Raw genomic sequence first — 22945 nt, 5'->3', positions numbered from 1 at the left:
CCGGCTCGGCGTCGATACCCTGAATATCAGCCCGTTTGTCCCCTTGGCAGACGGGTTGAATGGGTGTGACATACATTGTTGTGACGTGTGTTTGAATATGTGTCCATCACTGGATCCAATTGTAACAACTGATTGTAATTCTCATTGGGCAAGTTTATCTTTCGCTTCCTGTATGCAATCCGTTACTCATGCCGTTAACTCTATTTACCCAGTAGTGAAATGCGGGGTGGAACGTCTTTTCTATGGGGGTTTTAAATGATTTAGCTGGGAGTGTTCTGGCAGTAGTGTAGGAATTTTCTTTGATGTTAAAGTTTTTGAGCGGTTTCCTTTATTTGGGTTTTATTTATTTTCTGTACGGCGCGCGGTGTTAGAAATAGTTCCAGATAAATTTGCCAGTGTGCCGATTTGTTACTGATGCCACGGACGGCGCGCGTAAGACACTTCCTACAGTTTTTGTGTGGGCAGGCTAATCACAAGGAGAAACAACATGTGGGTGACAATCAGAGAACAGGAGGTGTTGGGGCTGCTATTGCAAGGCTGCACCAACAAGGAAATAGCGCAGCAGCTCTGTATCAGCGGCTATACCGTACGCGATCACGTTTCCTCGCTGCTCAGAAAAGGGCAGGTGAAGACCCGTACCGAGCTTATTGCACGTTACGTGGCCCGGCTGATGACAAGAAGAAACGCACAACCCCCTACATCTGTCGGGTTGTGCAACGAGGCAGACTGCACATAATTCGTTTTATACGGAATGTGGCGGGTTAGTGTGATCAGGCAGCGGGCTGCGTTCGGTTTATTCAATCAAAAATAAAGTGTCCGGCGGCCTTGAAGTCTGGGCATGACAGTTGGGGAGACTGTCGTGGCTTTACTTTGCCGGATGAAACTTGAGCGCGGAACCAGCAACTGAACTTCGGCGCTCCTTCACGTGTGCGCAAAGACGACCAACACCGGCTTTGAACACTTGGGCACAACGAAAGAGCAAACAATAAAAAGGAGTTATTCCATGACGGTCTGTTTTATTCAGAATGAGGACCAGCCCCACCCATCGATGCGGCTGGACCCTCATGCGTCAGGCATCACTGTCCTGATGGACTTTCAACACCTTGCGGCCAGGCAGTCAGCCCTGTCCATGGCGCAACTCAGTGAGCAGCAGTCCAACTTGCTGGGCCCCAGAGGACTGTTCGCCAGGTTTTCCCGGGAAGTGCCGCTGCTGGGAAGGCAGGCAACGGTCTTTGAAGACCTCTATGAGATCAATGACCGCCAGCACCAGTTGCTGGCTGAAAAGACCGTACGCTTCATCCTTGGGCGCTACCGTCGGCGACAGGTTGAGCAGAACCCTTTCACTGGCATGTCCCGGGAGTTTCTGTGTTGTGTCGTCTATGACGAAGCGGCGCCTTATACCCAGGCCGAGCGCTATGCCGCAGGCGAGGCGCTGCGCCAGCGCGACAGCGAGTACTTCGCCAAGCTCATTGCCACCACCCGTGACACGGTCGAGCGGCGGATTGTCTTCCACGGTCTGCTGGAACATTTCGATGGCCTGCTGCCCGTCGAACAGAGCATCTACCCGATCAACTATCGGGCAGTCCAGCAACGTCATCTCGATCATGAAGAGGGCATTTACGGCAAGCTCAACCTGACTCAGCCACTGAGCGTGATTCTGGAAACCCGCACCCCCGAATGGCTGCTGGAAAACCTGTGCGTACTGGCTGGGAATTCTCATTGAGCGGCCAACGCCGGGGTGTCAGCTCTGTGCTGTCAAGCGCATCAGGTCCGGTGACTGATCCTGAATGCTGACCACCCGGTTGCGGCCATTGGCCTTGGCCATGTAGAGCGCCTTGTCCGCCTCGTTCAGCCACATGGCGGCATCCGTGATATGCGGCTGATAGGCCGCAATACCGATGCTCAGGCTGATATTGAGGTCGGGAAGCAAGATGTCGATGTTTTCCTTGACCACACTGCGCAGGCGCTCAAGGATCTCGCTGGCCTGTCTGGCGCCGGTGGCAGGCAGGATGATGCAGAACTCATCGCCGCCATAACGGCCTGCCAGGTCGGTATCGCGCAGGTTTTCAGACAGTGCTTCGCTGATGTTCTTGAGCACCGTGTCGCCCATGATGTGGCCATAGGTGTCATTGATGGACTTGAAATGGTCGATGTCGATCAGCGCGATGGCGCAGGGCAGCTCTTGCTTGCGGCTCCTGATGAACTGGGCTTCGAGCAGGTCTTTCCAGGAGCCGTGATTGATGAGGCCTGTCAGGCTGTCGGTGCGGCTGAGCTCGCTCAGGAGATTGCGGTGTTCCCACAGCTTGAGTGCAAGCTGATGGCTCATCCAGCCAATGAAAATCGGGTAAATCAACAGCACCGGCAGGCAGGCATAGATCTGCATCGTGGTGCTGTCGGTATTGATTACCGGTGACACCAGCACCAGCGCAAGTATCGCCCCCAGTAACTGCGCCACAAACCCCTGAAGCATCAGCCGCGGGCCACAGGCTGAAATATTGTGCATGGCCATCATCGCCAGCACCGTGACGCTGGGCAGCAGACTGAACCCCATCGCCCCGACCCAGAAACCGCCCGCAAGGGAATCGGTCAGCAGGTTGCGCCATTCCGTCTTGTAGGGCTGAGGTGAGCGTTTTGCGAGTTGATACGCGATGTGCGGCCAGATAAGAGCATTGGCCAGTGCCAGCCACCATAACCACTGCGCAGCGTTCAATTGGTACAGCGACACGACCACAGTGAAGAAACCTATGCCCACGCCGAGGGTGCGTGGCGCATAAATTCTCTTGGCAAATGAAAGACCTTTGCCTTGTCGTGTGCTCATAGCGCTTACCGGACTGTTGTAAGACCCGGCCAGCAACCCTTGTGTTTGACCGAAAGGCAAGAGTTTCCCCCGATGGCGGCACCATGGGAAGAGCCTTTTGCCCGTAATCCTCAAATTAGGGACGAAACGATATCTTGCTGTCGCCTTTTCGTGAATAAATTCACTCCTGCCTGGCCGTAAGCCAATTTCTGTGGGAGCGAATTCATTCGCGAACAAGCAGGCTCAGCCCTTCGCCCGACGCCCCTGAAGCAGCGTCAACCAGGCCACCGCAATGGCAAGCACCGCAACCCCGGCTGCCACATGGCCCACCGATTCAAGCCCGAGATGCTCGATGGTCGCGCCGCCGATAATCGAGCCCAGCCCGATCCCGGCATTGGCCGCCGACACATTCAAGGTGCCAGCCAGCGCCTGGGCCTGAGGGGCGGCCTTCATCACCCGGATCTGGCAGATCGGGAACAGCGCCGTATGCGCGATGCCCCACACCATCAGCACCACCGCCAGCAACGGCAATGAACCGGCCATCGGCACGCTGGCACTCATGCCCAGCGCCAGCAGCAAGGCAAACACCATGGTCGAGCCCAGCGGGCTGCGGTCTACATAACGTCCGCCCAGGCCATTACCGATCAAACCCACGGCACCAAAGCCCATCAGCCACCAACCGACCTGAGCCGGCGCAACGTGGGCGATACGCTCAAGCGTGTCGGCCAGATAGGTATAGGCCGCGAACATCGCCGTGAACAGCAGGATCGACAGCAGCAGGTTCATCATGAAATGCCGGTCGCGCAGGATTCTGGCCTGTTGGGCCAGGCCGACCTTCTCGGTAGGCGCCAGATGCGGCATCGACAGGGCCAGCAGCAAGGCCATCAACCCGGAAAGCACCGTCAGCGCCCAGAACGCACCGCGCCAGCCCACGGCATCGGCAAACACCGTACCCAACGGAATACCCAGCAGCATGGCGGCGGAAATCCCCAGATAAACCTGCGCCACGGCCTTGCCCGCATTTTTGGGGCCCGCCAGCAGACTGGCGGTTTCACTGGCCGTCCCCCAGAACACAGGCAACGCCAGCGCCGGGATGAAACGAGCGACGGCCAGCACCCAGATATTGCTCGACACCGCTGCCAGGGCATTGGAAGCGGCAAAGATCAGCAGAATCGCGATGAACGTGCGTTTGCGGTCCAGGTGGGAAAGCATCGCCGTCAGCGGCGGGCCGAAGAGCATCACCGTGAAGGCAAATAGCGTGACCAGCAAGCCTGCCACCGAGATCGAAATACCCAGATCCCGCGCCAGCGCAGGCAACAGGCCGATAATCAGAAACTCGGTGGTGACAATCACAAAGCCCGCAAGCGCCAGAATGGCAATGGACACACCCGTGCCCGTGGAACGTTCGCCGCTGGCAGCGGCACTGGAAGCAGATTCTGAATACGACATGACACCCAACCGGAACTTAAGGAGTGTGTCATTTTATTACGGAAAAGAGTTCTTATCTTTGGCGGTTTTTCGAGGCACTATTGAAATTATTTCCACAATTGGAGGCTCAGCGTGTTCTCTCCTGATCGACTCAAGGGCATCACCACCTTTGTCGCCGTTGCCAATGCAGGCAGCTTTACCTACGCTGCCGAGCGTCTGAACCTGACCAATTCTGCCGTCAGCAAAAGCGTGGCCCGACTGGAGAGCCGCCTGGGCATGCGCCTGTTCGAGCGTACCACCCGCACCCTGGCGTTGACGGAGGAAGGCGTTGCCTACCACGGCGTCTGCCTGCGCATTCTTGCTGAGCTGGAAGAAGCAGAAACCGCATTGCTGGCGCAACGCTCCGAACCTGTCGGGCAATTACGCATCGACCTGCCAGCCACATTCGGGCGACTAAACGTGCTGCCCCTGATTCTGAAATTTGCCGGGCAGCACCCGAGGCTGCGTCCTCGCGTCACGTTCACGGATCGCTTTGTTGACTTGCTGGAAGAGGGCATCGACCTGGCAGTACGCATTGGCGGGCCGAACGTCTGGCCAGCGGGCGTGGGGCATCGTTGTCTGGGCACCGAGCGAGTGATCTTCTGCGCCGCGCCGGCCTACCTCAAACGCCACGGCACCCCCCACAGCGCCGAAGAACTGGCCGGGCATGACTGCATCCAGTTCGGCAGAGGCGATGGCAGCACCAGCCCATGGCTGTTTGTCGATGCCCAGGGCCAACCCGAAACCCGTGCCATCGAAGGCCGCATCGTGGTGGGCAACGGCGAAGCACTGGTGGCCGCCGCAACCTCCGCATGCGGCATCGCCCAACTGGCAACCTGGCTGATCGAAGAACAACTACAGCGCGGCGAACTGGTAGAAATCCTCCCGCACCTCAGCACCGACGGCCTACCCCTTCACCTCGCCTGGCCCCGCAGCCGCGAAGCATTGCCCAAGGTGCAGGCCTTGATCGAACTGCTTGCCCAATCCCTGCGGGTGTAGGAAAGAGCGAAAGAGCTGCAAGTTACAAGCTTTTGACTTGCCGCTTGAGGCTTATAACTCCTACTCTCCAATAACCGTCTTCACCATCTGCTCATGCTCCACCGCATTCTTCGCATTGGAAATCACATTCAGAATCGCCGACCGGCTCCCGGAAGCCGCCACAACGGTCGTGCTCAACACCTTCGCGCCGCTCATGGTCGCTGAGGCATCAATCTGACGGACACCCAGGCCGTTCTTCTTGACGATTGTCTTCTCGCCCAGCTCCTTGAAATCCTTGTAACTGGAACGCTGCTGGGTCAATGTCCCGGCCACCAGACCATCCAGCACCAGGCGGTCGTTATCGCTGGCCTGCATATCCATCGGGATCGGGGTTTCCGTGACGATCAACACCCGCTTCTGCGCCTGATTGGTGTAAAGCGCGCCACTGACGCCTTGCGCAATGGCCTTCGCATCGATTTCAGGCATCTCGCCCTTCACGTAACCAGCCGGCAGCGTGAACGTCAACTTGCCGTCGAGCAACGAAGCTTTCTGGCTGGCAGCAGCCTGCTTCTCGGCAGCGGGCTTTGTCGCCGCCTGGGCACTCACAATGCCTTGGCAACTGGTCAATGCAACGCACAGCATCACGGCTTTAAGACTGAACGACTGCATGGGATGTCCTCGTTGATCACTGGCTGACAGTTTAAAAAGTTGTTTAAAAACATACACAAAGTTAAAGGTGGAGCGTGTTCATGACGTCCTGAATATACCCCGCATGCCCCGGCACTTTGGATAATCCTTACATCCCCAGAAGTCGCCACCGGCATTACCACCGGTACGAGCCACTTTCATGATCATGGTCTTTTTACAGTGCGGGCAATTGGGCGCTACAGGCTTTATGACCGGCTTGGGAGGCGCTGGTTTTTTAACCGATTCACGTACTGCAATAACCGGAGCAGCAGGTGTTTTTTCCACCGGCTCAACGGGTTGCTGCACATGAGGTTTTGCAGTCGCAGGTGATTCTGGCACGTCGCGGGGTCTGCGTCTGACCAGCCACGAAATCAGGGGCTTGCTCAGCCAGCCGGGCAGCTTCGCAGCCATATGGACAAGGGCTTCAAGGCGTGAAGGGGGTTTGCGTGACATGGCGTTGCCGGGGCGAGTCGCTTTGAAATGGACGCTCATGGTGCAGAGAACAACGGGATGAAGCAAAGGATTTATGGCTTTTCAAGCGCATGGACAGCCAGCGCCAACAGCGGCTTTTCAGTGCGGTTAAACACTCGTGCAGCAGATGTTTAAATAAACAGAGCAGGGCAATCAGTGACTCTCTTGGCCGCCAAAGCTTCTACCTCTTTACGCGTGAACGGCCGTAAAAATAAATGGCGCTTCAATCGTTTGAAAATGCAGCACAACAATAATTAAAGGCCCTGTCAACAGGGTCGATAAATATGCCAATGCGATTCCGGTTGTCACTTTGAAAGACTGTGCTAAACCTTCAAGGTACCCGGTATTTGATGAAGATTTTATCAGGGAGAGGTCTTCTAGATGCGTGTAAACATGCCTGTCACCCAGAACGAGAGAACCTTTCCCGCTTCTGAACGTTTGATTTCCACCACCGACCTCAATAGCCACATCACGTACTGCAACGATGCCTTCGTAGCGCTCAGCGGTTTTACACGTGAAGAGCTGATCGGCCAGCCACACAACCTGGTCCGCCATCCGGACATGCCACCTTCGGTCTTCGCCCACATGTGGGAAACCATCAAACAGGGCAAACCCTGGATGGGCGTGGTCAAGAACCGCTCCAAGCAAGGCGACTACTACTGGGTGAGCGCCTACGTGACCGCCGTATACGAAAACGGTCGCATTGTCGGCTATGAATCGGTGCGTTCGCTCCCGACCCGCGATCAGGTACGCCGTGCCGAAGCGCTCTATGCGCGGTTGCGTGCAGGCAAATCTGCGGTTTCCAAACTCGGCAGTGCGCAATACCACCTGCTGCGCCAGTTGCCGATGGTTCTCTGCGCACTTGCCCTGATGGTGGGCGTGTACCTGCTGGACGACAATGCATCCTTCGTCATGATCCTGGTGGTATTGGTCGCCCTGGGTGGCTACCTCGAAGCCCGCCATCGAAGCAGCATCCAGAAAACCCTCGACGACCACCCCAAGGCGTTTACCAGCCCACTGGTTGCCCTGACCTACAGCGACAACCGCGGGCCTCAGGCGCAACTCGACCTGGCTTTGCTCAGCGAAGAAGCGCGCCTGCAAACCGCCTTGACCCGCTTGGTGGATACCGGCGAAAGCGTCAGAAAGCACGCCGGGCAATCGGCGCAACTGTCGCATCAACAAGCGCGCTCCCTCGATCAACAGCGCAGTGAAACCGACCAGTCCGCCACCGCGATCAACCAGATGGCGGCGACCATTCAGGAAGTCACTCACAACGTCCAAAGCACCGCCCATGCCGCCGAAGAAGCCGACAAACTGGCACAGCAAGGCCGCAACCTTGCCGATGACAGCCTGCTGGCGATTCGTCACATGGCCAACTCAGTGACCGAGATCGGCACCGCCGTCGGAGAACTGGCCAGCGCCACCCAATCCATCGGCAGCGTTGTCGACGTGATTACCGCCATTGCCCAGCAAACCAACCTGCTGGCCCTCAACGCCGCCATCGAAGCCGCTCGTGCGGGTGAACAAGGTCGTGGTTTTGCCGTGGTAGCCGATGAAGTTCGCTCGCTGGCCTCACGCACCCAGTCCTCGACTGAACAGATCCAGCAGATCATCACCTCATTGCGCGACGGTGCCGACCGAGCCGTGCAGACTGCCAGCAAAGGCGAACAGATCTCCCAGGAAAGCGTCGCCAGCGTCGAAGCCGTGCAAAAGGCCCTCGACGGCATCAGCCAGGCCGTCACCCGGATTACCGGCATGAGCCAGCAAATGGCCTCCGCCTCGGAAGAACAGACCCACGTAGCAGAAAACATCAGCCAGCAAATCACCCGCATCGCCCAACTCTGCGACCAAAGCGCCGGCCAGGCGCAGCAAGGCTCACAGATCAGCAAAGAGCTGGAAGAAATGGCTGAGTACCTGCACAGCCTTGCGGAGCGGTTTAATCGATAAATGTCTTCGCGAATGAATTCGCTCCTACCGGGTTATGGGGATTTTTAAATCTCCACATACTTCCGTAGGAGCGCATTCATTCGCGAAAAAGATCGATCACATCAAAACTACTCTCTTGTCACTGAGCGGTTAATCTACTTTCTCCGATCCTTCCATATATCAAAGGGTATATCTTCCTTTTTTCGGAAATAGTGGTTTTCAACGCTCACGGTGTTTAAAACCTGTTTTTCGTGCGAACCACGGTTTTCTTTCCCAAGGCACGGCAGAGGATGAGGCGTAAGCAAAAATCAGTGCGAATGAAATCCAGCCAAGTGTTGAGCTGTCTTGAGTGCCATGGAAAGGAAGTTTTTCTTTTTCTATGAAGCGCATGTGAAGATAAATAAAAAATATGTTGTATGTCATGACGGCCCAGAATTTTACCGTTGAGAAATTCTTTCCAGAGAATGCAGATCGTGCCCAAAGTGAAGGCAGGTAAAAGGCAATGCTCATGAGTGTGAATGTTAAGTAAATTATGGCGTTGCCCATATGGAGAAGGTGGAATAGATAGGTGGTTCATGCAGTTTAGGTAGTTATTTTCTTACGATTCTGATCCGATGTACCCATGGTGTTATGTGGGTAAAAGCGTGTGCAAAGAGCATGACAAAAGAAAGCCAGCCAAAGATGGAGTTATCTTGCTTTCCTACAAAGGGAAGTGTGCTTAGCTTGATGAAAGACATGTGTATAAACATAATAACAGTGTTGTAGACGGCTAAGATGCATCTTTTTGTGGGAGAGTAGTCGTTTCCGGAAAAGAAAAGACTTGCCCACAATGAAATCAAATAGGCTATAAGGGTGAGTAGCGTGAATGATGTGAATATAATGGCTTCATTCATTGTTCTTCCTCCATTTGTAGGGCGTTATTTTATTATGTTGGGATTCGTTTTTCTCTCTTTTGGTGAAGGCAATGAAAAGCCATGAGCAAAAATAAGAAAATAAGACAGCCAACCCAGGATTGAGTTGTCTACTGCTCCGAAGACGGGAAGGATACTGAGTTTTATAAACTGTACATGAATGTTTCCTAATGCGACATTGTAGGCTAAGACGGGCCAGATTATAAAGAGTGAAAACCTTTTTCCAGAGAAATAGCGACTATACAAAAGTGAAGGTATGTAAAAAAGTAAGGAGAGGAATATAAATGCCGCATAGATAGAAGTGTCAGTCATTTTGGCATCTCCACTGGTCAATAATACTGTCGAATGTGATGCCGTCTGAAATTAAATCAACAGCGACAACTTTAGTGGGAGTTATCTTATAGGCTCTAATATAATCTGTATGAATGTACTTAAAAAGTCGCCATGAATCAGGTTTTAGTACTAGTCTTCCCGCGCCATAGACAGAAAGCGATATATCAACTAATCCGTAAGCTACATTCCCTACACAGTCATCATATCCGCTGATTCTGGCAAGTTTCTGATATCCCTTGCGCAAGGGCCCTTCTGTGTCAGAACGTCCCGTTATGAGGTTGCGCCCATTTTCATAAACGTTGTTGGTCCCATGAGCTATTAATGAGCCGCCAAATAATAAACACAGCGTACCCATTGATGCATAACAAACTCCCACACCTCCTGCTACCTGCAGCCCACCAGCGATTACACCGATTCCTTTTTTGCCAATTTCAAAAGACTGATTAAGCAAGCTTTCCTGCTCATCCTGTATCGCTTTCAAGCCTTGCTCGACAGTCTTATCGCCTTGCTCAACATCCCTGACAATGCTCCTGGCGTAATAAGCCACTTCCCGATTGAATTGAAGCCGGAGCATTCCGTCGTTGATATGCCGAGCCGCTACGGTACAGGCCTGTCCTGCTAACAGGGACGCCGCCTCGTTTACTTTCCAAAGCTCATGACTCTTTGAGGTTTCCTTTGTACTCAATGGTTCATTCCCCACCCCAGAAAGCGTGTCCGCGTGTTCGGGCCGAGTGGTGAGTCCAGATGATTTCGCTGTAACGGATGGATATATGCTCTTGAGCTTCTGCACCGTTCTGCAAGATGGCGTGCGGTATATCCAGCATTAACTCGGAAATAAGCCCACCTTTTATTTCAATACTATAAAACTTCTCTTGAAGGCCCTTGGGCGATGTGCGATAGAAATCGATCATGCAATCTACAGGCTCACGATTGGCCAGAGCCTGAGCCAGCAAAGGCGAAGACTTATCAACGTTCTTGACGATAATAATCGGACGATGGGTAGCGTGCTTGATGTTTCCGACATTGCTCATTTGATGAGCAAAGGACAGCACCATGATTTCATTCAGATGCCCCTTCTGGCATTTATTACCAATGGATTTCTCGTCGGAGCAACCTTCTGACATGAGGCCTTGAGTATCACCCTTAATGGTCATGTAATCGTGATGAGCCATATAAAAATCATCCTGATAAATGGCTGATCAGTTTATGGGCGAGACTTTAATGAGTATGTAGGACTATTCCGAGATTGAGTTCATCTATGGATATAAGGTGTAACGAGGAGGGCGCTGGTCCGCTCATCTGTGAAATGAACGGGCCAGAATACCCACGTAATCAACTACTCACTTGCGTTACTTCATCACGCTCCTTGGAAAAACCTCGCCGCACCCTGGAACCAGGTTCCATTCGACCGGCTTTGTTGCTCCTCAAGTCCCTGCCCAGGCCATGGCAACACCTGCGGTACATCCCGCAACCGGATCCACGGTTCGTTCTGCCAATGCAACATGCTCAACGACAACCCCGGCCATTGCAGCAGGCTCAGATTCGGCATGCTCTCCACCGGTGGCTCCTGCGCATCCCGCAACGCCGCGACCACCTCATTGGTAATCCAGTGCCGCAAACTGCGATGCTCGGGGTGATAGTGATGAACCAGCAACGCATATAGCCCCGACTCACTGATCATCAACGCCTCCTCAGTACGCCCATGAGTTTCCAGCCAGAGCGTACGGCGCTGGTCTGAATCAAGCTTGCTTGTGGTGCGCTCGTTGAGCGGCCAGGCAATGAGCTTGCTCAGGTCTCGGGCAGAGAACCAGGCCTGGGTTTCAAGGAGGAGGGCGCGGAGTTGGCGGTTGTAGCGGAGGAAGGTGGTGGGGGTGAATGTTTCTGCATGACGCTGTGGAGTACTGGTTGTTTGAGCTTCGTTTAGCATTATTGGCCTCTACCGGTTAGCTGAAATGTTTCGGACCAACGTAGAGATGGGGCAAGAAACCCCAACGAGCCACCCCGATAGCAGAGAATCACTTGCTCATTCGAGCAGCATGAAACCCAGCTTTTGCTTGGAGTGATGACTTTACGTTGGGTGTTTCTTAGGCACCGGCGTGAACGATACGGGTATTGCTGCGCTGCAGATATCAGAGGAGGGCTAGCGTTGGTGTCGGACGTTTCTATGAAACATTCGTCGGAAGGCAGATATTCTGCCCATCAGCAGCACAAGCTGACTTTACCCATGCTGGCAATCTAGATACTGTTGACGGACTTTTCCTACAGGGACGTTCAGCAATGCCTTCGCTCAACCAGATTTTCTTCGGCCCACCCGGAACGGGGAAAACCTACGCGACCATTGATGCGACGTTGGAGATTCTTGATCAGTCCTACCTTACTCAGCACAGGAACGATCGAACTGCGCTGAAAGCCCGTTTCGACGAGCTGCTTGCAGTAGGTGATGTACATTTCGTGACCTTCCATCAAAGCTTCAGTTATGAAGATTTTGTAGAGGGATTGCGTGCCGAAACTGGTGAAGATGGTCAGCTTCGATATTCAGTTGTGCCGGGAGTTTTCAAAAGTGTTTGTGAGTCAGCTTATCGCGGCTATAACGCTTTTAAAGTGGGGAATCGTTTTGGCGGTTACAAGGTTATTTATGCCTCGAAGGATGTGGTGGAGATAGAAAAACCGTTAGGTAAGCATCTGGCCATCGGAATGAGCTTGATGAACGCGCTTGCGACACTTGTTCGCGAGGGGCAGTTGAGTACAGAGGATTTGGGCAATAAGGCCTGGGCTGAGAAAGTCCCTGATTCTACGTTTGATCCGTTTGTCATGAACGGCTATAAAAACTTTTTGCCCTCAATGGTCCGTCACATGGTTGGCCAAACTGAGTCAGGATTGTTTGAGCCAAGCTCGTTGCCGAAGCACACGCCTAAAGTCCTCATCATCGACGAGATAAATCGTGGCAACATCTCTCGCATTTTCGGCGAACTGATTACTTTAATTGAGCCGTCTAAGCGCGCTGGCTCGCCTGAAGCGCTAGAAGTTACGTTGCCTTACTCGAAGGAGCGTTTCAGTGTTCCCGATAACGTCTACCTGATCGGCACCATGAACACCGCTGACCGTTCGCTGGCTGCTTTGGACATCGCTCTTCGTCGACGCTTCACCTTTACCGAAGTCCCGCCGAATCCTGAATTGCTTCATAACGTCACGGTTGAGGGCATCGCTATCGATAGTCTCCTAGACGTGATGAACCAACGAATCGCAGTATTGCTTGATCGGGACCATTGCCTCGGTCACGCATACTTCATACCCCTCAAGTCTGAGCCCACGTTGGAGCGTTTGGAGGATATATTCCGACAGCAAATTCTCCCGCTGCTTCAAGAGTATTTCTTTGAGGATTGGCAGCGAATTCAATGGGTTTTGAATGACCAACGCAAAGCCGTAGAAAATCGTTTTCTCCTTCAGCCTAATCAAGACCTTAGTGTTTTATTTGGAGATTCGGTTGCCATCAACCAGAGTAACGAGCGTTGGGAGCTGAACGTTGAGGCATTTGGTCTGGTTGAGGCTTATCTTGGGATTATCGATCATGCCTCTCAAATATCGCAGCCGCTTGTGGTAAAGGAAGCTAGTGAAGATGGGGTCACCGTGCAGCTTTTAGCCAGTGGTTCGATCGTGGTTCTTCGTGAAGGTGTTCGTGTTAGTCCGGCTTTGCCAGTGCTGCGGGAGTTCGCAGAAAAATACAACATTTCTGTTGAGTTCGGTTCGGGCTCAAAACTTAATACACGTCATCTGGGCAGAAGGGTCATCAAAGCTCTCGATGAGAGAAAAAGGTGAAAACCACCCTTATCGTTCGTGAGTATGCCCGGCTCACAACGAGTCATGTCCCAAACCCAAACCTCGATAGGGCACAAGTTTCGGCTTCGGCTTTCGATTGGTTGTGCGAGCAGAGCTCAAGGTTCAGCAAAGCCGGCGCAGCACTGGTGCAGATCGAGGATCGTCGTTGGCTCAAGCTCGATAACTATGTAGGCGTTTTGGAAACCCCTTGCGGCACTCGCATCGAAATTCTTCCCAAGCATTTTGATGAAGGCGATTGCATCCAGCAGAGCCGCGCATTGCTCAGGCGCATGATTCAAAAATCATTGAATCTTCCTACCCGTGAGGTTGGTGCCACAGCACTGCAACGTTTCGATGCCCCACTGACCGAATGGGTGATGGGTAGCTTTCTCGACGCGCTCGACCATTTAATCAAGCGTGGCCTGCGTTTCGACTACCAACGGATTGAAGAAGAGCAACGCTATCTACGTGGCCAACTCAACACTGCACGACAAATGCGCCAGCCGCCTGGGCGACAACACCACTTCCAGATTCGTCACGATATCTTCCTTCCTGATCGCCCTGAGAATCGTCTGCTCAAAACGGCATTGGATATCGTCTGCAAAACTACCCAAGACCCACGCAACTGGCGCTTATCTCACGAGTTACGCTCAATGCTGCTGGAAATCCCAACGAGCCGCGACACCATTGCAGACTTCAAACAATGGCGAAACGACCGGCTCATGGCTCACTACCAACCGGTCAAACCTTGGTGCGAGTTGATCATTCAGCAACAGACACCTTTGGCGATTTCTGGTGAATGGAAAGGCATGAGCTTGCTGTTCCCAATGGAAAAGCTATTCGAGCGTTACGTCGCGGCATGCTTGCGGGATTCTCTGCCGCCGGACACAACCTTGGATGTTGGGGTCAAAAACGAATTCCTCTGCGAGCATAAAGGTAGGAAAGTCTTTCAGCTCCGGCCTGACCTGATGATTACCCAAGGGGATAAACGCTGGGTTTTGGATACTAAATGGAAGTGTTTGGATACTGGGCCTGGCGTTAAAAACTATGGGCTGAGCCAGGACGATTTCTATCAGCTTTTTGCGTATGGTCATAAATATCTTGGCGGGCAGGGGGATTTAGTGTTGATTTATCCGAGGCGGGCAGGGTTTCAGGAGGCGTTGCCGGTTTTTGAGTATTCGGCGGGGTTGAAGTTATATGTTGTAACTTTTGATTTGGATGCGGAGTTGTTAGGTGAGTTTCTCGGGCTAAGTTTTTAAGTGTTTAATTAGTAATGTTTTTTGTGGAGGACTATTGTTTGAAAAGTTAGGGGGGTGAGTTTTATGGTGGTAGTAATTGGTTTTTGGTTTTGTTTGTTCTGGAAGGCTACAAAGTTTACTGCTTTAGTAGGCGTGGCAATACACCAGATTGCTATCCGATGCATTGCTGCGATTGTGTTGGCTTGGTTTTTCAGGAGTGAGCTGCGGCTAGCTTCTTGCAAAGTGTGGTGGCATGTTCAGGGGCAGTAACTACTTGGGTTTTAGTTGTTGACTTTAAGGTTAAAGCTTTAATGAAAGCCAATCACCTTCCTTAAAGTTTGTGAATCCATTGTTGATAAAGTGTTGTCGATCTACGTCGTAAGTTGCACACAGTACTTTATATCCTTCTGGTGCAAGAATGTCCTTTGCCTCTCTTGCTCGTTTAAGAGGGTCTTTTTGTTGTGCAACTTGCTCTATGGCTGTTCTAGGGATTATTTGGCTTGTTACATTGGTAAATAAAGCCCTTATTCTTTGTACGCCACTTTCTTTTGACATGATCGATTGTCGTATTTCTGGGTGGAGTTTCATTAAGAAGTTTGGAATCATTGGTGCGTTATTGATTAACCAGAAAATTCTGTTTTTTCCTGCAGCAGAAACACTTTTCTTCCCGTCTTGATTTGAGCCGGTTGTAAGGTTATCTGGAGTCATTCTTAGTAACCCCATGCTAAATTTCTCAGTATCATCACTGCCACTTACCAGAATACATAGATGACCTATCGCTTCTCTCGGAATCATCCAATTACCGGTTAATGAGAATTTTGTATCAACTTCATTGTCACATATTAGATTGTCTAAAATTCTGCCTCGTTCAAGCGATAGTTTGTCTCTTATAATTATCTCTACTTTCGTTCCTATGTAAGTTTTTTCTGTTTTTTCTAGTTGTGCGATGCTGTATCTACCGGTTCTTGCTCCGTCTATGACTTCGTCAAAAGATTGACGAAGCCCTTGCGAGATAACCTTCTGCAGATCCTTTTTCTTTATGAGAAAGTCAGCAACGGATTCAAGTGCAGCATCCTGTTCAAAAAAAATCTCTTCTGTCAAGGTATTGTCCTCATGATTTGGTTGATATCATGAGGCCATGCTAGGAGGAATGCAAGATTTGCTGGTTGGCTGTTAAAGGATATAGCAGCTTAATAAGTAGACTTTCGGTTCCGTGGGCTTGGCAGTTCGTAACTGGAGGCGGGGTGGTATAAAGCCCTCTGTGATTTTTTATGAGGGCTATATTAAGAGCGGTGATTTTTTAAAATTTATATTTTTATAGTGTATTTTTTAATTAGGCCCGTTTGAGTTTTGATTTTGCCGACGCTGTAAGCGCAAGATTTATTTGCTCTCCTATAGCACGAGCAACTGGTGGTGGAAATGCGTTGCCTACCTGCCTATATGAGGCGGTTTTTTTTCCACTGAATTGCCAGCTATCTGGGAAGCCTTGAATTCGTGCCGCCATTCTGACTGTGAGTTTTGGAAAACCTACGAAATCCTTTTCGGGCTCAGAGTTGGCAATTCCCATACCATTAACGCCAAGAGCCGCCCATGCTTTTTTAGCTCTTGTTGGTCCCAGATCAGGACCACCGTGCTTTTTGCTTCCTCCCACCAACGTTGGGGCAATTTGACACGCTAGCTCTTTCCAATGGTCTACATCTTTCCAGCCATGTAGAGCCATAAGATCATAGAGTGCCTCTCCTACCGTCGATGCTGCTTCTGGATGTGGTGTTGGCCATTCAAAAAAATCTATTAAGTCTGGTTGAAGAGCTATCAAAATAGCTCTTGGACGAAGTTGTGGAACACCATAGTCTTTAGCGTTTAGCAACTTCCATTCAGCAAAGTAGCCGAGCTTTTTGAGCTCCTCAACAATTTTTTTACGATACTCTGCGAATTTTGGATCCAGTAAGCCTTTTACATTTTCTAGCATTACAACTCTTGGCCGACACTCGTCGACGAGTCGCAATGCATCTGGAAACAAATCACGCTCATCTGCATCCCCTAACTGCTTTCCTGCCTTGGAAAATGGAGGGCATGGCACTCCGCCTGCTAGTAAATCGATACCATGAAAAGCAATAGCACTGTATTCCCTAACATCACATTCTTTAACAACCCAGTTAGGGCGATTTAACTGGAGGGTTGCGCATGCCGACGGTTCTATTTCCACCAAATTGAGATGGTCAAAGCCCGCTTGCTCAAGGCCTAAAGCTTGACCACCTGCACCGGCGCAAATTTCGATCGAATCCAAGGTGATACCTCTGTAGCCCTCTGTATGGATGTACAGTATGTGCTATTTTCATGTTCAAAACAGATAACATAATACCAGTTTGAAGAAAAAAAACGTCTGGCGTGGCTGAGAGCCCTTTCGAGCAAAAAATCATCTGATTTGGCAGAAACCCCATAAGCGTAAGCCTGCACCGCCAAGGCTGCTACGACCATCAGTTTTTTCATCATCACGCTGCCAACGCTCGCTGAGGCGCTAGCTGGCAATGACCTGCAAACCATGGATGAATACTGTCCATCGATAAGTACATCATGACAATTGCCCTACAAACGCTCCGATAAAGTATTCGATCCATCCAGACCGGGCTCATTACCAAGCAATCTGGCACTCCACACATGCAATTCACTCTCATCCACATCCAGACGCTTGAGCCACTGATCAGCCGACCAGCCAACCAAGCGCAATTCACCATCATGCGAGCCGCCGTGCAGGGAGCCTACAGTTTCATAGCGAATGCTTTTAAGCGCGTGGTTCAGCAGTACGTATGCCGACGGTTTCGGGTCTTCGGCATCACCGCTCAGGTATGGATAGGCTCCGGCTTGTATCACCAAGGCTTCCTCGCAACGGTATAAGGCGAAGTGGCTCGGTGGCAGTTGCATGCGCAATGCTTCTAGCCCGCCTGCCAACTCCAACCGTTCTTTATCAAGCAGTGTCAGCCAACTGACCGTTTTGATCTTGCTGGCCTTGAATTGCGGGCGGTTAGCCAAGAGCGCCGCAGTGCCTACATCCAGTCCGGGCATGCGTGTGGCCATGAAGGCTTCTGTGGGTTGGTTGTCATCCCGTTTGGTTATCGAGAGGTTATAGGCATGGCCTGCGTAGCCCTGCTGCGGATTCAGGCGTTTCGAGAAGTCGATAAACAGTTGCAGAAACTTGAGCGGGTTCTGCTCCTGATACAGCAGGGGAACGGAGAACTCCAGAACGCTCAGGTCGTCTCCCATTTTGGCTTCCCAGGCAGGCTGGCCAAAAAACTCGAAGTACCAGGCACTGGCATCGTCAGGTTGCTTGCCGCTGGTGTAGTAAAAGCTCAGAGGATAATTCTCGCTCATGGCCGCCAGCATTTCGCGCAGGGGTTTGGCTTTACTGTATGGCGTTAGTGGTTTTCCCTCTGGCGGTTCTTCGCGCCATAGCCAAGTTAGATGGGGCTCGGCAATATGCTTGAACTCATCGAAGCATTGGCATACCGCCTCGCGTGCCTGAGGCGTATGGGCTCCCTTGAAATAGAGCGTGCCGCGCAGGCAGAGCACGACCATTTCAGCCATGCTGCTGATCTTCGTTGTTCTGGTAATGTTTGGCTATTTCTTGCCAGATGTATTTATATCTATAGCTCAGCCAATGGGTGAGTAGTTTGTCACGCTGACGTCGAAACGAGCTTTTCTTACGAGTTTCGAGCATTTCTTTAATATCTGTTTCCAGCTCATCTCTGTTGAAGCAAAGCCAGATGGTCGGAATCACGCTACCAAGGTTGGAATGGCAAATAGGAGCAACCTCTGAATAGAGAATGCTTTTTACTTCTTCCGGCTCAAGGTGCTCGACCTGTTTTGCAATGGCTGCGTAGTCAATTTCGTTATCCACAAATGCATCGGATAATGCCCACCATACATTTGCCCGGTCTTGTTGGCTTATAGAAGGCATTGGGCAACTGGTCGGATCGCTTATGCGTGCGGCAGGCTTTGCCATGTGTGACTCCATGTCAGCAGACTTTAGCAATGGGGGACTTTATCAGAACTTCTGTGAAAACGAAGCGGGTCTGGGCCTTGCGGTTTGACTGGCATCGAGCGCAGATCAATCCCGGTGTACTTGCCACAGCGTTATTTTGAGCGAGGAATTCGTTGACTGAACTTCAGTTTTCGCGGGCAAGCGCGCTCCTACGGTTTGGTCGTAAGATATTGAATTTATTTGGATGGCTTCTTTGCGCTGTCGCGGGCAAGCCCCCTCCCACGGGTGCGCATTTCTTCTCAAGTGCTGCGTGAAGGCTACTGTTCACACCTATTCCTCGAAGCATCCTTTCAACCGATCCCGAAAGCTCTTTATCAGTGGCTCCTTCGATCTCCCGCGTCTCAACGCCAGCGAAAACGGTGCCTGATACCCGAACGTTGTCGGCAGCAGCACTTTCAGCCGCTTCTGATCCACCCAGAATTGCGCGTAGTGCTCCGGCAAGTAGCCGATATACGCGCCGGACAGTACGAGGATCAGTTGCGCTTCCATGGATTCCACTGTCGCGGCGCTGTGTTTGAAGCCGTGGCGGGCGAGTTCGGCCTGGCTCCAGTAGCCGCGGCCGACCATGCGCTGTTGGGTGATGACTTCGGCGGGGATGCGGCGCTGGTCGAAGAGTTCGTGGCGGTCGCTGCAATACAGCCAGTGCTGTTCGCGGTAGAGGCCTTGGTACATGAGGCCGTTCATGCGGATGGAGAAGGCGCCGATGGCGAGGTCGATGCGGTTTTCCTGTAAGCCCAGTTGCAGTTGCGCGGGGCTGAGTACCGAGAGGTGCAGGTGTACGGCGGGGTGTTCTTTGCTGTAGGCGCCGATGACGTCGGCCAGTGGCAGGGCCGGGTCGCTGACGGTGGTGTCGAGCACGCCGAGGTTGAGGGTGCCGCGCAGTTCGCCTTTGAGGGCGGCGCTGTAGCGCTCGAAGCCTTCGAGTTCGGCCAGCAGGCGCAGGGTTTCCTGGTGGAAGAGCTCGCCTTTGCTGGTGAGGCTGAAGCCGCCACGGCCTCGGTGGCAGAGCACAAGGCCAAGCTGGGTTTCGAGCTGGCTCATGTAGGTGCTGATGGCGGAGGTGGAGAGGTTGAGTTCCTGTTGTGCGGCGGCAAAGCCCTGATGGCGTACCACGCTGGCGAAGATGCGCAGCAGTTTGAGGTCGGGCAGGGCTGAGGACATGGGGGCTCCTGTGAATATGGCTGTCGCCAGCAAGCGGCCTCCCACAGGGATTGGTCGGGCTGGTACGAGGTGGCAGTGTATCTGGCGATAGTTTAGAAATCTCTGAAGTAATTATTTGCTGGCAGCGATGTGTCTGGTTGTCGCGGCTCTCCAGAATGGCCTTACTTTCAATATGAACAAGGTGAGGCCTCCCGTGGACAAGACTTTCCACCAGCCCCTGGGCGGCAATGAGATGCCCCGTTTCGGTGGTATCGCCACGATGATGCGCTTGCCCCATGTGCAGGCACCCGAAGAGCTGGATCGTCTGGATGCCGCGTTTGTGGGTATTCCGCTGGATATCGGGACGTCGCTGCGTTCCGGTACTCGTTTCGGGCCTCGGGAGATTCGGGCCGAGTCGGTGATGATCCGTCCTTACAACATGGCCACAGGCGCGGCGCCGTTCGACTCCTTGAACGTGGCGGACATTGGCGACGTGGCGATCAATACTTTCAACCTGCTCGATGCGGTGCGGATCATCGAGGAGTCCTACGACCGGATTCTCGGCCATGGCATCGTCCCGCTGACCCTGGGCGGCGACCACACCCTGACGCTGCCGATCCTGCGTGCCATTCACAAGAAGCACGGCAAGGTCGGGCTGGTGCATATCGATGCCCATGCCGACGTCAACGATCACATGTTCGGCGAGAAGATCGCCCACGGCACCACGTTCCGCCGCGCTCAGGAAGAAGGCTTGCTGGACAGCGACCGCGTGGTGCAGATCGGCCTGCGCGCTCAGGGTTACACCGCCGAGGATTTCAACTGGAGCCGCAAGCAGGGTTTTCGTGTGGTGCAGGCTGAGGAGTGCTGGCACCAGTCGCTGACGCCGCTGATGGCCGAGGTGCGGGAGAAGGTGGGTGGCGGGCCGGTGTATCTGTCGTTCGATATCGACGGCATCGACCCGGCCTGGGCGCCCGGCACCGGCACGCCGGAGGTCGGCGGGCTGACCACGATTCAGGCGCTGGAGATCATTCGCGGTTGCCAGGGGCTGGATCTGATTGGTTGCGATCTGGTGGAGGTGTCGCCGCCTTATGACACCACCGGCAATACCTCGTTGCTGGGGGCCAATCTGTTGTACGAAATGCTGTGTGTGTTGCCGGGTGTGGTGCGTCGATAAAGCCTCACTCGCTCCCACCGACCAACCGTGACAGACGCTGGAGCAGCCCATGAAGCTGGAAATCTTTCGTACCTTGTGGGGGTATCGCGGCACGTGGCAGCAGGCGCTGGATGAAGCCCATGCAGCGGGTTTCGAGGGCTTTGAAGCGCGTATCCCCGAGCAGCAGGCCGAGCGTGCGGCGTTCGCGGCTTTCCTGCGTGACAACCGGGTGCCGTATATCGCGACGCTGTTCACTTCCACGCCGGTGCTGCCGTTGCAGTCGGCCACGCCGGCTGAGCATCTGGCCGATTTCAGGCACAAGTTGCAACTGGCCGCCGAGCTTGAGCCGCGCTTTGTGAATGTGCTGGCTGGCAATGACCGCTGGCCGTTGGCCCAGCAGGTGGATTTTTTGGGTGAGGCGCTGGAGATTGCATCGCGCAGCGGTTTGACGTGCAGTTTCGAGACGCACCGGGCGCGTTCGTTGTTCAATCCGTGGCTGACCCTGCAACTGATCGAGCAAGTGCCGGACCTGCGTTTCACCAGCGATATCAGCCATTGGGTGGTGACCTGCGAGCGGCTGCTGGACGACCCGGCTGACGATCTCGGTGCCTTTGTCGAGCGCGTTCATCACATTCAGGCTCGGGTGGGCTACGACCAAGGCCCTCAGGTGCCGCACCCGGCGGCTCCGGAATACGCCGCAGCGCTGGCGTTTCATCAGCAGCATTGGGAAGCGATCTGGCGTTCGCAACTGGCCCGTGGTTTTACCGGGACCACCTTGACGCCCGAGTTCGGCCCCGATGGTTATCTGCATCATTTGCCTTTCACCGATGTGCCGGTGGCCGATCTGTGGAGCCTCAATGCCTGGATGGGCCGTACCGAACGCGAGCATTTCAATGCCTTTTTCAATCGTCCAGAGAGCCTGCTGCCATGAGTGAACGTTCAGCTTTCACCCGGATTCCCGTGGTCGATATTCACGGTCTGTTCAGCGAGCGTCTGGAGGATCGCCAAGCCGTGGCCCAGGCACTTGGCGATGCGGCCCGGCAGGTCGGTTTTCTCTACATCACCGGCCATGGCATCGCCCCCGAGTTGGTCGACAACCTGCACCGCGCCGCCGAGCAGTATTTCGCCCAGCCGCTGGACGCCAAGATGCGTCATTACATCGGTACGTCCCAGAGCCACAAGGGTTTCGTGCCTGAAGGCGAGGAGGTGTATGGCACCGGCAAGCCGGATCACAAGGAAGCGTTCGACATCGGTTTTGAAGTCCCCGCCGACAACCCGCTGGTGCTCGCCGGTACGCCGCTGCTGGGGCCCAATGACTGGCCGAGCCTGCCGGGTTTTCAGGCGTCGGTGCAGGCGTATTACAAGGCCGTGTTCGCGTTGGGGCATCAGTTGTTTCGCGGCTTTGCCCTGGCCCTTGGGCTGGATGAGCATGCCTTTGATGACATGGCCTGTTTCCCGCCCTCGAAGCTGCGCCTGATCCATTACCCCTACGACGGCGAAGCGCAGGATGCTCCGGGCATTGGCGCGCACACCGATTACGAGTGTTTCACCATTCTCAAGGCTGATCAGCCGGGCCTGGAGGTGATGAACGAGCAGGGCGAGTGGATCGACGCACCACCGTTGGGCGATGCCTTTGTGGTGAACATCGGCGACATGCTGGAAGTGATGACCGCCGGTGCTTTTGTCGCCACGGCCCATCGAGTGCGCAAGGTCAGGCAGGAGCGCTATTCGTTCCCGCTGTTTTATGCCTGCGACTACCACACCCTTATCAAACCGTTGCCGCAGTTCGCGGCGGCTGAACAGAATTACGAGCCCATCGCCATTGGCGAGCACATGTGGGCCCAGGCCTTGCAGACGTATCAATACCTTCGCCAGCGCGTGGCCAGTGGGCAGATTGCCTTGCCGGAACGCGCCAGAAAGCCTTCAAGCTTCGGGCATCTGAAAAACCAGAGCGTGACTTTGTGATCTGCCTTTTCCCTCAACCTGGAA

The 22945-nt window shown here is 53.4% G+C and carries 22 protein-coding genes and 1 pseudogene; 10 read left to right on the top strand and 13 right to left on the bottom strand.

Annotated features, from left to right (window positions below):
* The first annotated feature begins 487 nt into the window (after positions 1 to 487).
* Both CKW23_RS10190 and CKW23_RS10185 read left to right on the top strand, forming a co-directional pair.
* Positions 488 to 736 (top strand): LuxR C-terminal-related transcriptional regulator, encoded by a 249-nt coding sequence (locus CKW23_RS10190; RefSeq protein ID WP_038399994.1) that lies wholly within the window; start codon positions 488 to 490, stop codon positions 734 to 736.
* Positions 737 to 1003: 267 nt separating this feature from the next.
* Positions 1004 to 1723 carry a hypothetical protein gene (locus tag CKW23_RS10185; protein ID WP_025261398.1) on the top strand — a complete coding sequence of 240 codons (720 nt, stop codon included), beginning with the start codon at positions 1004 to 1006 and terminating at the stop codon, positions 1721 to 1723.
* 18 nt (positions 1724 to 1741) lie between these two features.
* Here CKW23_RS10185 and CKW23_RS10180 read toward each other — a convergent pair whose 3' ends face one another.
* Both CKW23_RS10180 and CKW23_RS10175 read right to left on the bottom strand, forming a co-directional pair.
* Positions 1742 to 2818, bottom strand: coding sequence for a diguanylate cyclase (locus tag CKW23_RS10180; RefSeq protein ID WP_025261397.1), 1077 nt, complete (start codon positions 2816 to 2818; stop codon positions 1742 to 1744).
* Between the two features lie 222 nt (positions 2819 to 3040).
* Positions 3041 to 4246 carry an MFS transporter gene (locus CKW23_RS10175; protein ID WP_095067522.1) on the bottom strand — a complete coding sequence of 402 codons (1206 nt, stop codon included), beginning with the start codon at positions 4244 to 4246 and terminating at the stop codon, positions 3041 to 3043.
* Positions 4247 to 4357: 111 nt separating this feature from the next.
* On the opposite strand from CKW23_RS10175, the gene CKW23_RS10170 reads away from it, so the two are divergent.
* On the top strand, positions 4358 to 5263 hold the full coding sequence (locus CKW23_RS10170) for a LysR family transcriptional regulator (protein ID WP_025261395.1): 906 nt from the start codon (positions 4358 to 4360) through the stop codon (positions 5261 to 5263).
* Between the two features lie 60 nt (positions 5264 to 5323).
* Here the strand turns inward: CKW23_RS10170 and CKW23_RS10165 are convergent, their stop codons facing one another.
* Positions 5324 to 5911, bottom strand: a complete 588-nt coding sequence (locus CKW23_RS10165) for a polyribonucleotide nucleotidyltransferase (protein WP_025261394.1) — start codon at positions 5909 to 5911, stop codon at positions 5324 to 5326.
* Between the two features lie 78 nt (positions 5912 to 5989).
* A complete protein-coding gene (locus CKW23_RS27235) occupies positions 5990 to 6421 on the bottom strand; it encodes a topoisomerase (protein ID WP_371856560.1) in 432 nt (143 codons plus the stop codon).
* Between the two features lie 360 nt (positions 6422 to 6781).
* On the opposite strand from CKW23_RS27235, the pseudogene CKW23_RS27230 reads away from it, so the two are divergent.
* A pseudogene (locus tag CKW23_RS27230) lies at positions 6782 to 7063 on the top strand (PAS domain-containing protein); the annotation flags it as partial.
* 249 nt (positions 7064 to 7312) lie between these two features.
* On the top strand, positions 7313 to 8347 hold the full coding sequence (locus CKW23_RS10155) for a methyl-accepting chemotaxis protein (RefSeq protein WP_371856563.1): 1035 nt from the start codon (positions 7313 to 7315) through the stop codon (positions 8345 to 8347).
* Positions 8348 to 8545: 198 nt separating this feature from the next.
* On the opposite strand, the gene CKW23_RS26190 is transcribed toward CKW23_RS10155, so the two are convergent.
* The 4 genes from CKW23_RS26190 to CKW23_RS10135 all read right to left on the bottom strand — a co-directional run bounded on the left by CKW23_RS26190 (position 8546) and on the right by CKW23_RS10135 (position 11497).
* Positions 8546 to 8836: a hypothetical protein gene (locus tag CKW23_RS26190; protein WP_159918420.1), complete on the bottom strand. Its 291-nt coding sequence runs from the start codon at positions 8834 to 8836 to the stop codon at positions 8546 to 8548.
* Between the two features lie 705 nt (positions 8837 to 9541).
* Positions 9542 to 10255 (bottom strand): DUF4225 domain-containing protein, encoded by a 714-nt coding sequence (locus tag CKW23_RS10145; RefSeq protein WP_256590437.1) that lies wholly within the window; start codon positions 10253 to 10255, stop codon positions 9542 to 9544.
* Positions 10256 to 10259: 4 nt separating this feature from the next.
* Positions 10260 to 10742: an Hcp family type VI secretion system effector gene (locus CKW23_RS10140; RefSeq protein ID WP_095067519.1), complete on the bottom strand. Its 483-nt coding sequence runs from the start codon at positions 10740 to 10742 to the stop codon at positions 10260 to 10262.
* A gap of 185 nt (positions 10743 to 10927) precedes the next feature.
* Positions 10928 to 11497 (bottom strand): Bro-N domain-containing protein, encoded by a 570-nt coding sequence (locus CKW23_RS10135; protein ID WP_095067518.1) that lies wholly within the window; start codon positions 11495 to 11497, stop codon positions 10928 to 10930.
* Positions 11498 to 11847: 350 nt separating this feature from the next.
* Between CKW23_RS10135 and CKW23_RS10130 the strand changes: the two genes are divergently transcribed.
* Both CKW23_RS10130 and CKW23_RS10125 read left to right on the top strand, forming a co-directional pair.
* A complete protein-coding gene (locus CKW23_RS10130; RefSeq protein ID WP_095067517.1) occupies positions 11848 to 13386 on the top strand; it encodes an McrB family protein in 1539 nt (512 codons plus the stop codon).
* Positions 13383 to 14645 carry an McrC family protein gene (locus CKW23_RS10125; RefSeq protein WP_095067516.1) on the top strand — a complete coding sequence of 421 codons (1263 nt, stop codon included), beginning with the start codon at positions 13383 to 13385 and terminating at the stop codon, positions 14643 to 14645. Before CKW23_RS10130 ends, CKW23_RS10125 begins: the two co-directional genes overlap by 4 nt.
* A 279-nt stretch (positions 14646 to 14924) precedes the next feature.
* Here CKW23_RS10125 and CKW23_RS10120 read toward each other — a convergent pair whose 3' ends face one another.
* From CKW23_RS10120 to CKW23_RS10100, 5 genes are all read right to left on the bottom strand, one after another.
* Positions 14925 to 15725, bottom strand: coding sequence for a NaeI family type II restriction endonuclease (locus CKW23_RS10120; RefSeq protein ID WP_095067515.1), 801 nt, complete (start codon positions 15723 to 15725; stop codon positions 14925 to 14927).
* Between the two features lie 232 nt (positions 15726 to 15957).
* The gene (locus CKW23_RS10115; protein WP_256590436.1) at positions 15958 to 16911 is read right to left on the bottom strand and encodes a DNA cytosine methyltransferase; all 954 of its coding nucleotides are present in this window, start codon (positions 16909 to 16911) and stop codon (positions 15958 to 15960) included.
* A 299-nt stretch (positions 16912 to 17210) separates the two neighbouring features.
* Positions 17211 to 18206, bottom strand: coding sequence for a DUF3396 domain-containing protein (locus CKW23_RS10110; RefSeq protein WP_095067513.1), 996 nt, complete (start codon positions 18204 to 18206; stop codon positions 17211 to 17213).
* Complete coding sequence (locus CKW23_RS10105; RefSeq protein WP_256590435.1) at positions 18199 to 18624, bottom strand: hypothetical protein; 426 nt, start codon at positions 18622 to 18624, stop codon at positions 18199 to 18201. The genes CKW23_RS10110 and CKW23_RS10105 overlap by 8 nt, the downstream gene beginning before the upstream one ends.
* A 309-nt stretch (positions 18625 to 18933) precedes the next feature.
* Positions 18934 to 19824 carry a LysR family transcriptional regulator gene (locus tag CKW23_RS10100; RefSeq protein WP_095067512.1) on the bottom strand — a complete coding sequence of 297 codons (891 nt, stop codon included), beginning with the start codon at positions 19822 to 19824 and terminating at the stop codon, positions 18934 to 18936.
* A gap of 193 nt (positions 19825 to 20017) precedes the next feature.
* Here CKW23_RS10100 and speB point away from each other — a divergent pair, with 193 nt between their 5' ends.
* The 3 genes from speB to CKW23_RS10085 are packed head-to-tail and all read left to right on the top strand — an operon-like array spanning position 20018 to position 22921.
* Positions 20018 to 20977 carry an agmatinase gene (speB, locus tag CKW23_RS10095; RefSeq protein WP_095067511.1) on the top strand — a complete coding sequence of 320 codons (960 nt, stop codon included), beginning with the start codon at positions 20018 to 20020 and terminating at the stop codon, positions 20975 to 20977.
* Positions 20978 to 21026: 49 nt separating this feature from the next.
* The gene (locus tag CKW23_RS10090; protein ID WP_095067510.1) at positions 21027 to 21887 is read left to right on the top strand and encodes a sugar phosphate isomerase/epimerase; all 861 of its coding nucleotides are present in this window, start codon (positions 21027 to 21029) and stop codon (positions 21885 to 21887) included.
* A complete protein-coding gene (locus tag CKW23_RS10085; protein ID WP_095067509.1) occupies positions 21884 to 22921 on the top strand; it encodes an isopenicillin N synthase family oxygenase in 1038 nt (345 codons plus the stop codon). Before CKW23_RS10090 ends, CKW23_RS10085 begins: the two co-directional genes overlap by 4 nt.
* Positions 22922 to 22945: the final 24 nt, after the last annotated feature.

This window comes from Pseudomonas sp. Irchel 3A18 (genome assembly GCF_900187465.1).
Classification (GTDB): domain Bacteria; phylum Pseudomonadota; class Gammaproteobacteria; order Pseudomonadales; family Pseudomonadaceae; genus Aquipseudomonas; species Aquipseudomonas cichorii.
Note: the sequence above shows the minus strand (reverse complement) of the source record. Positions and strands in the feature narration are given on the sequence as shown.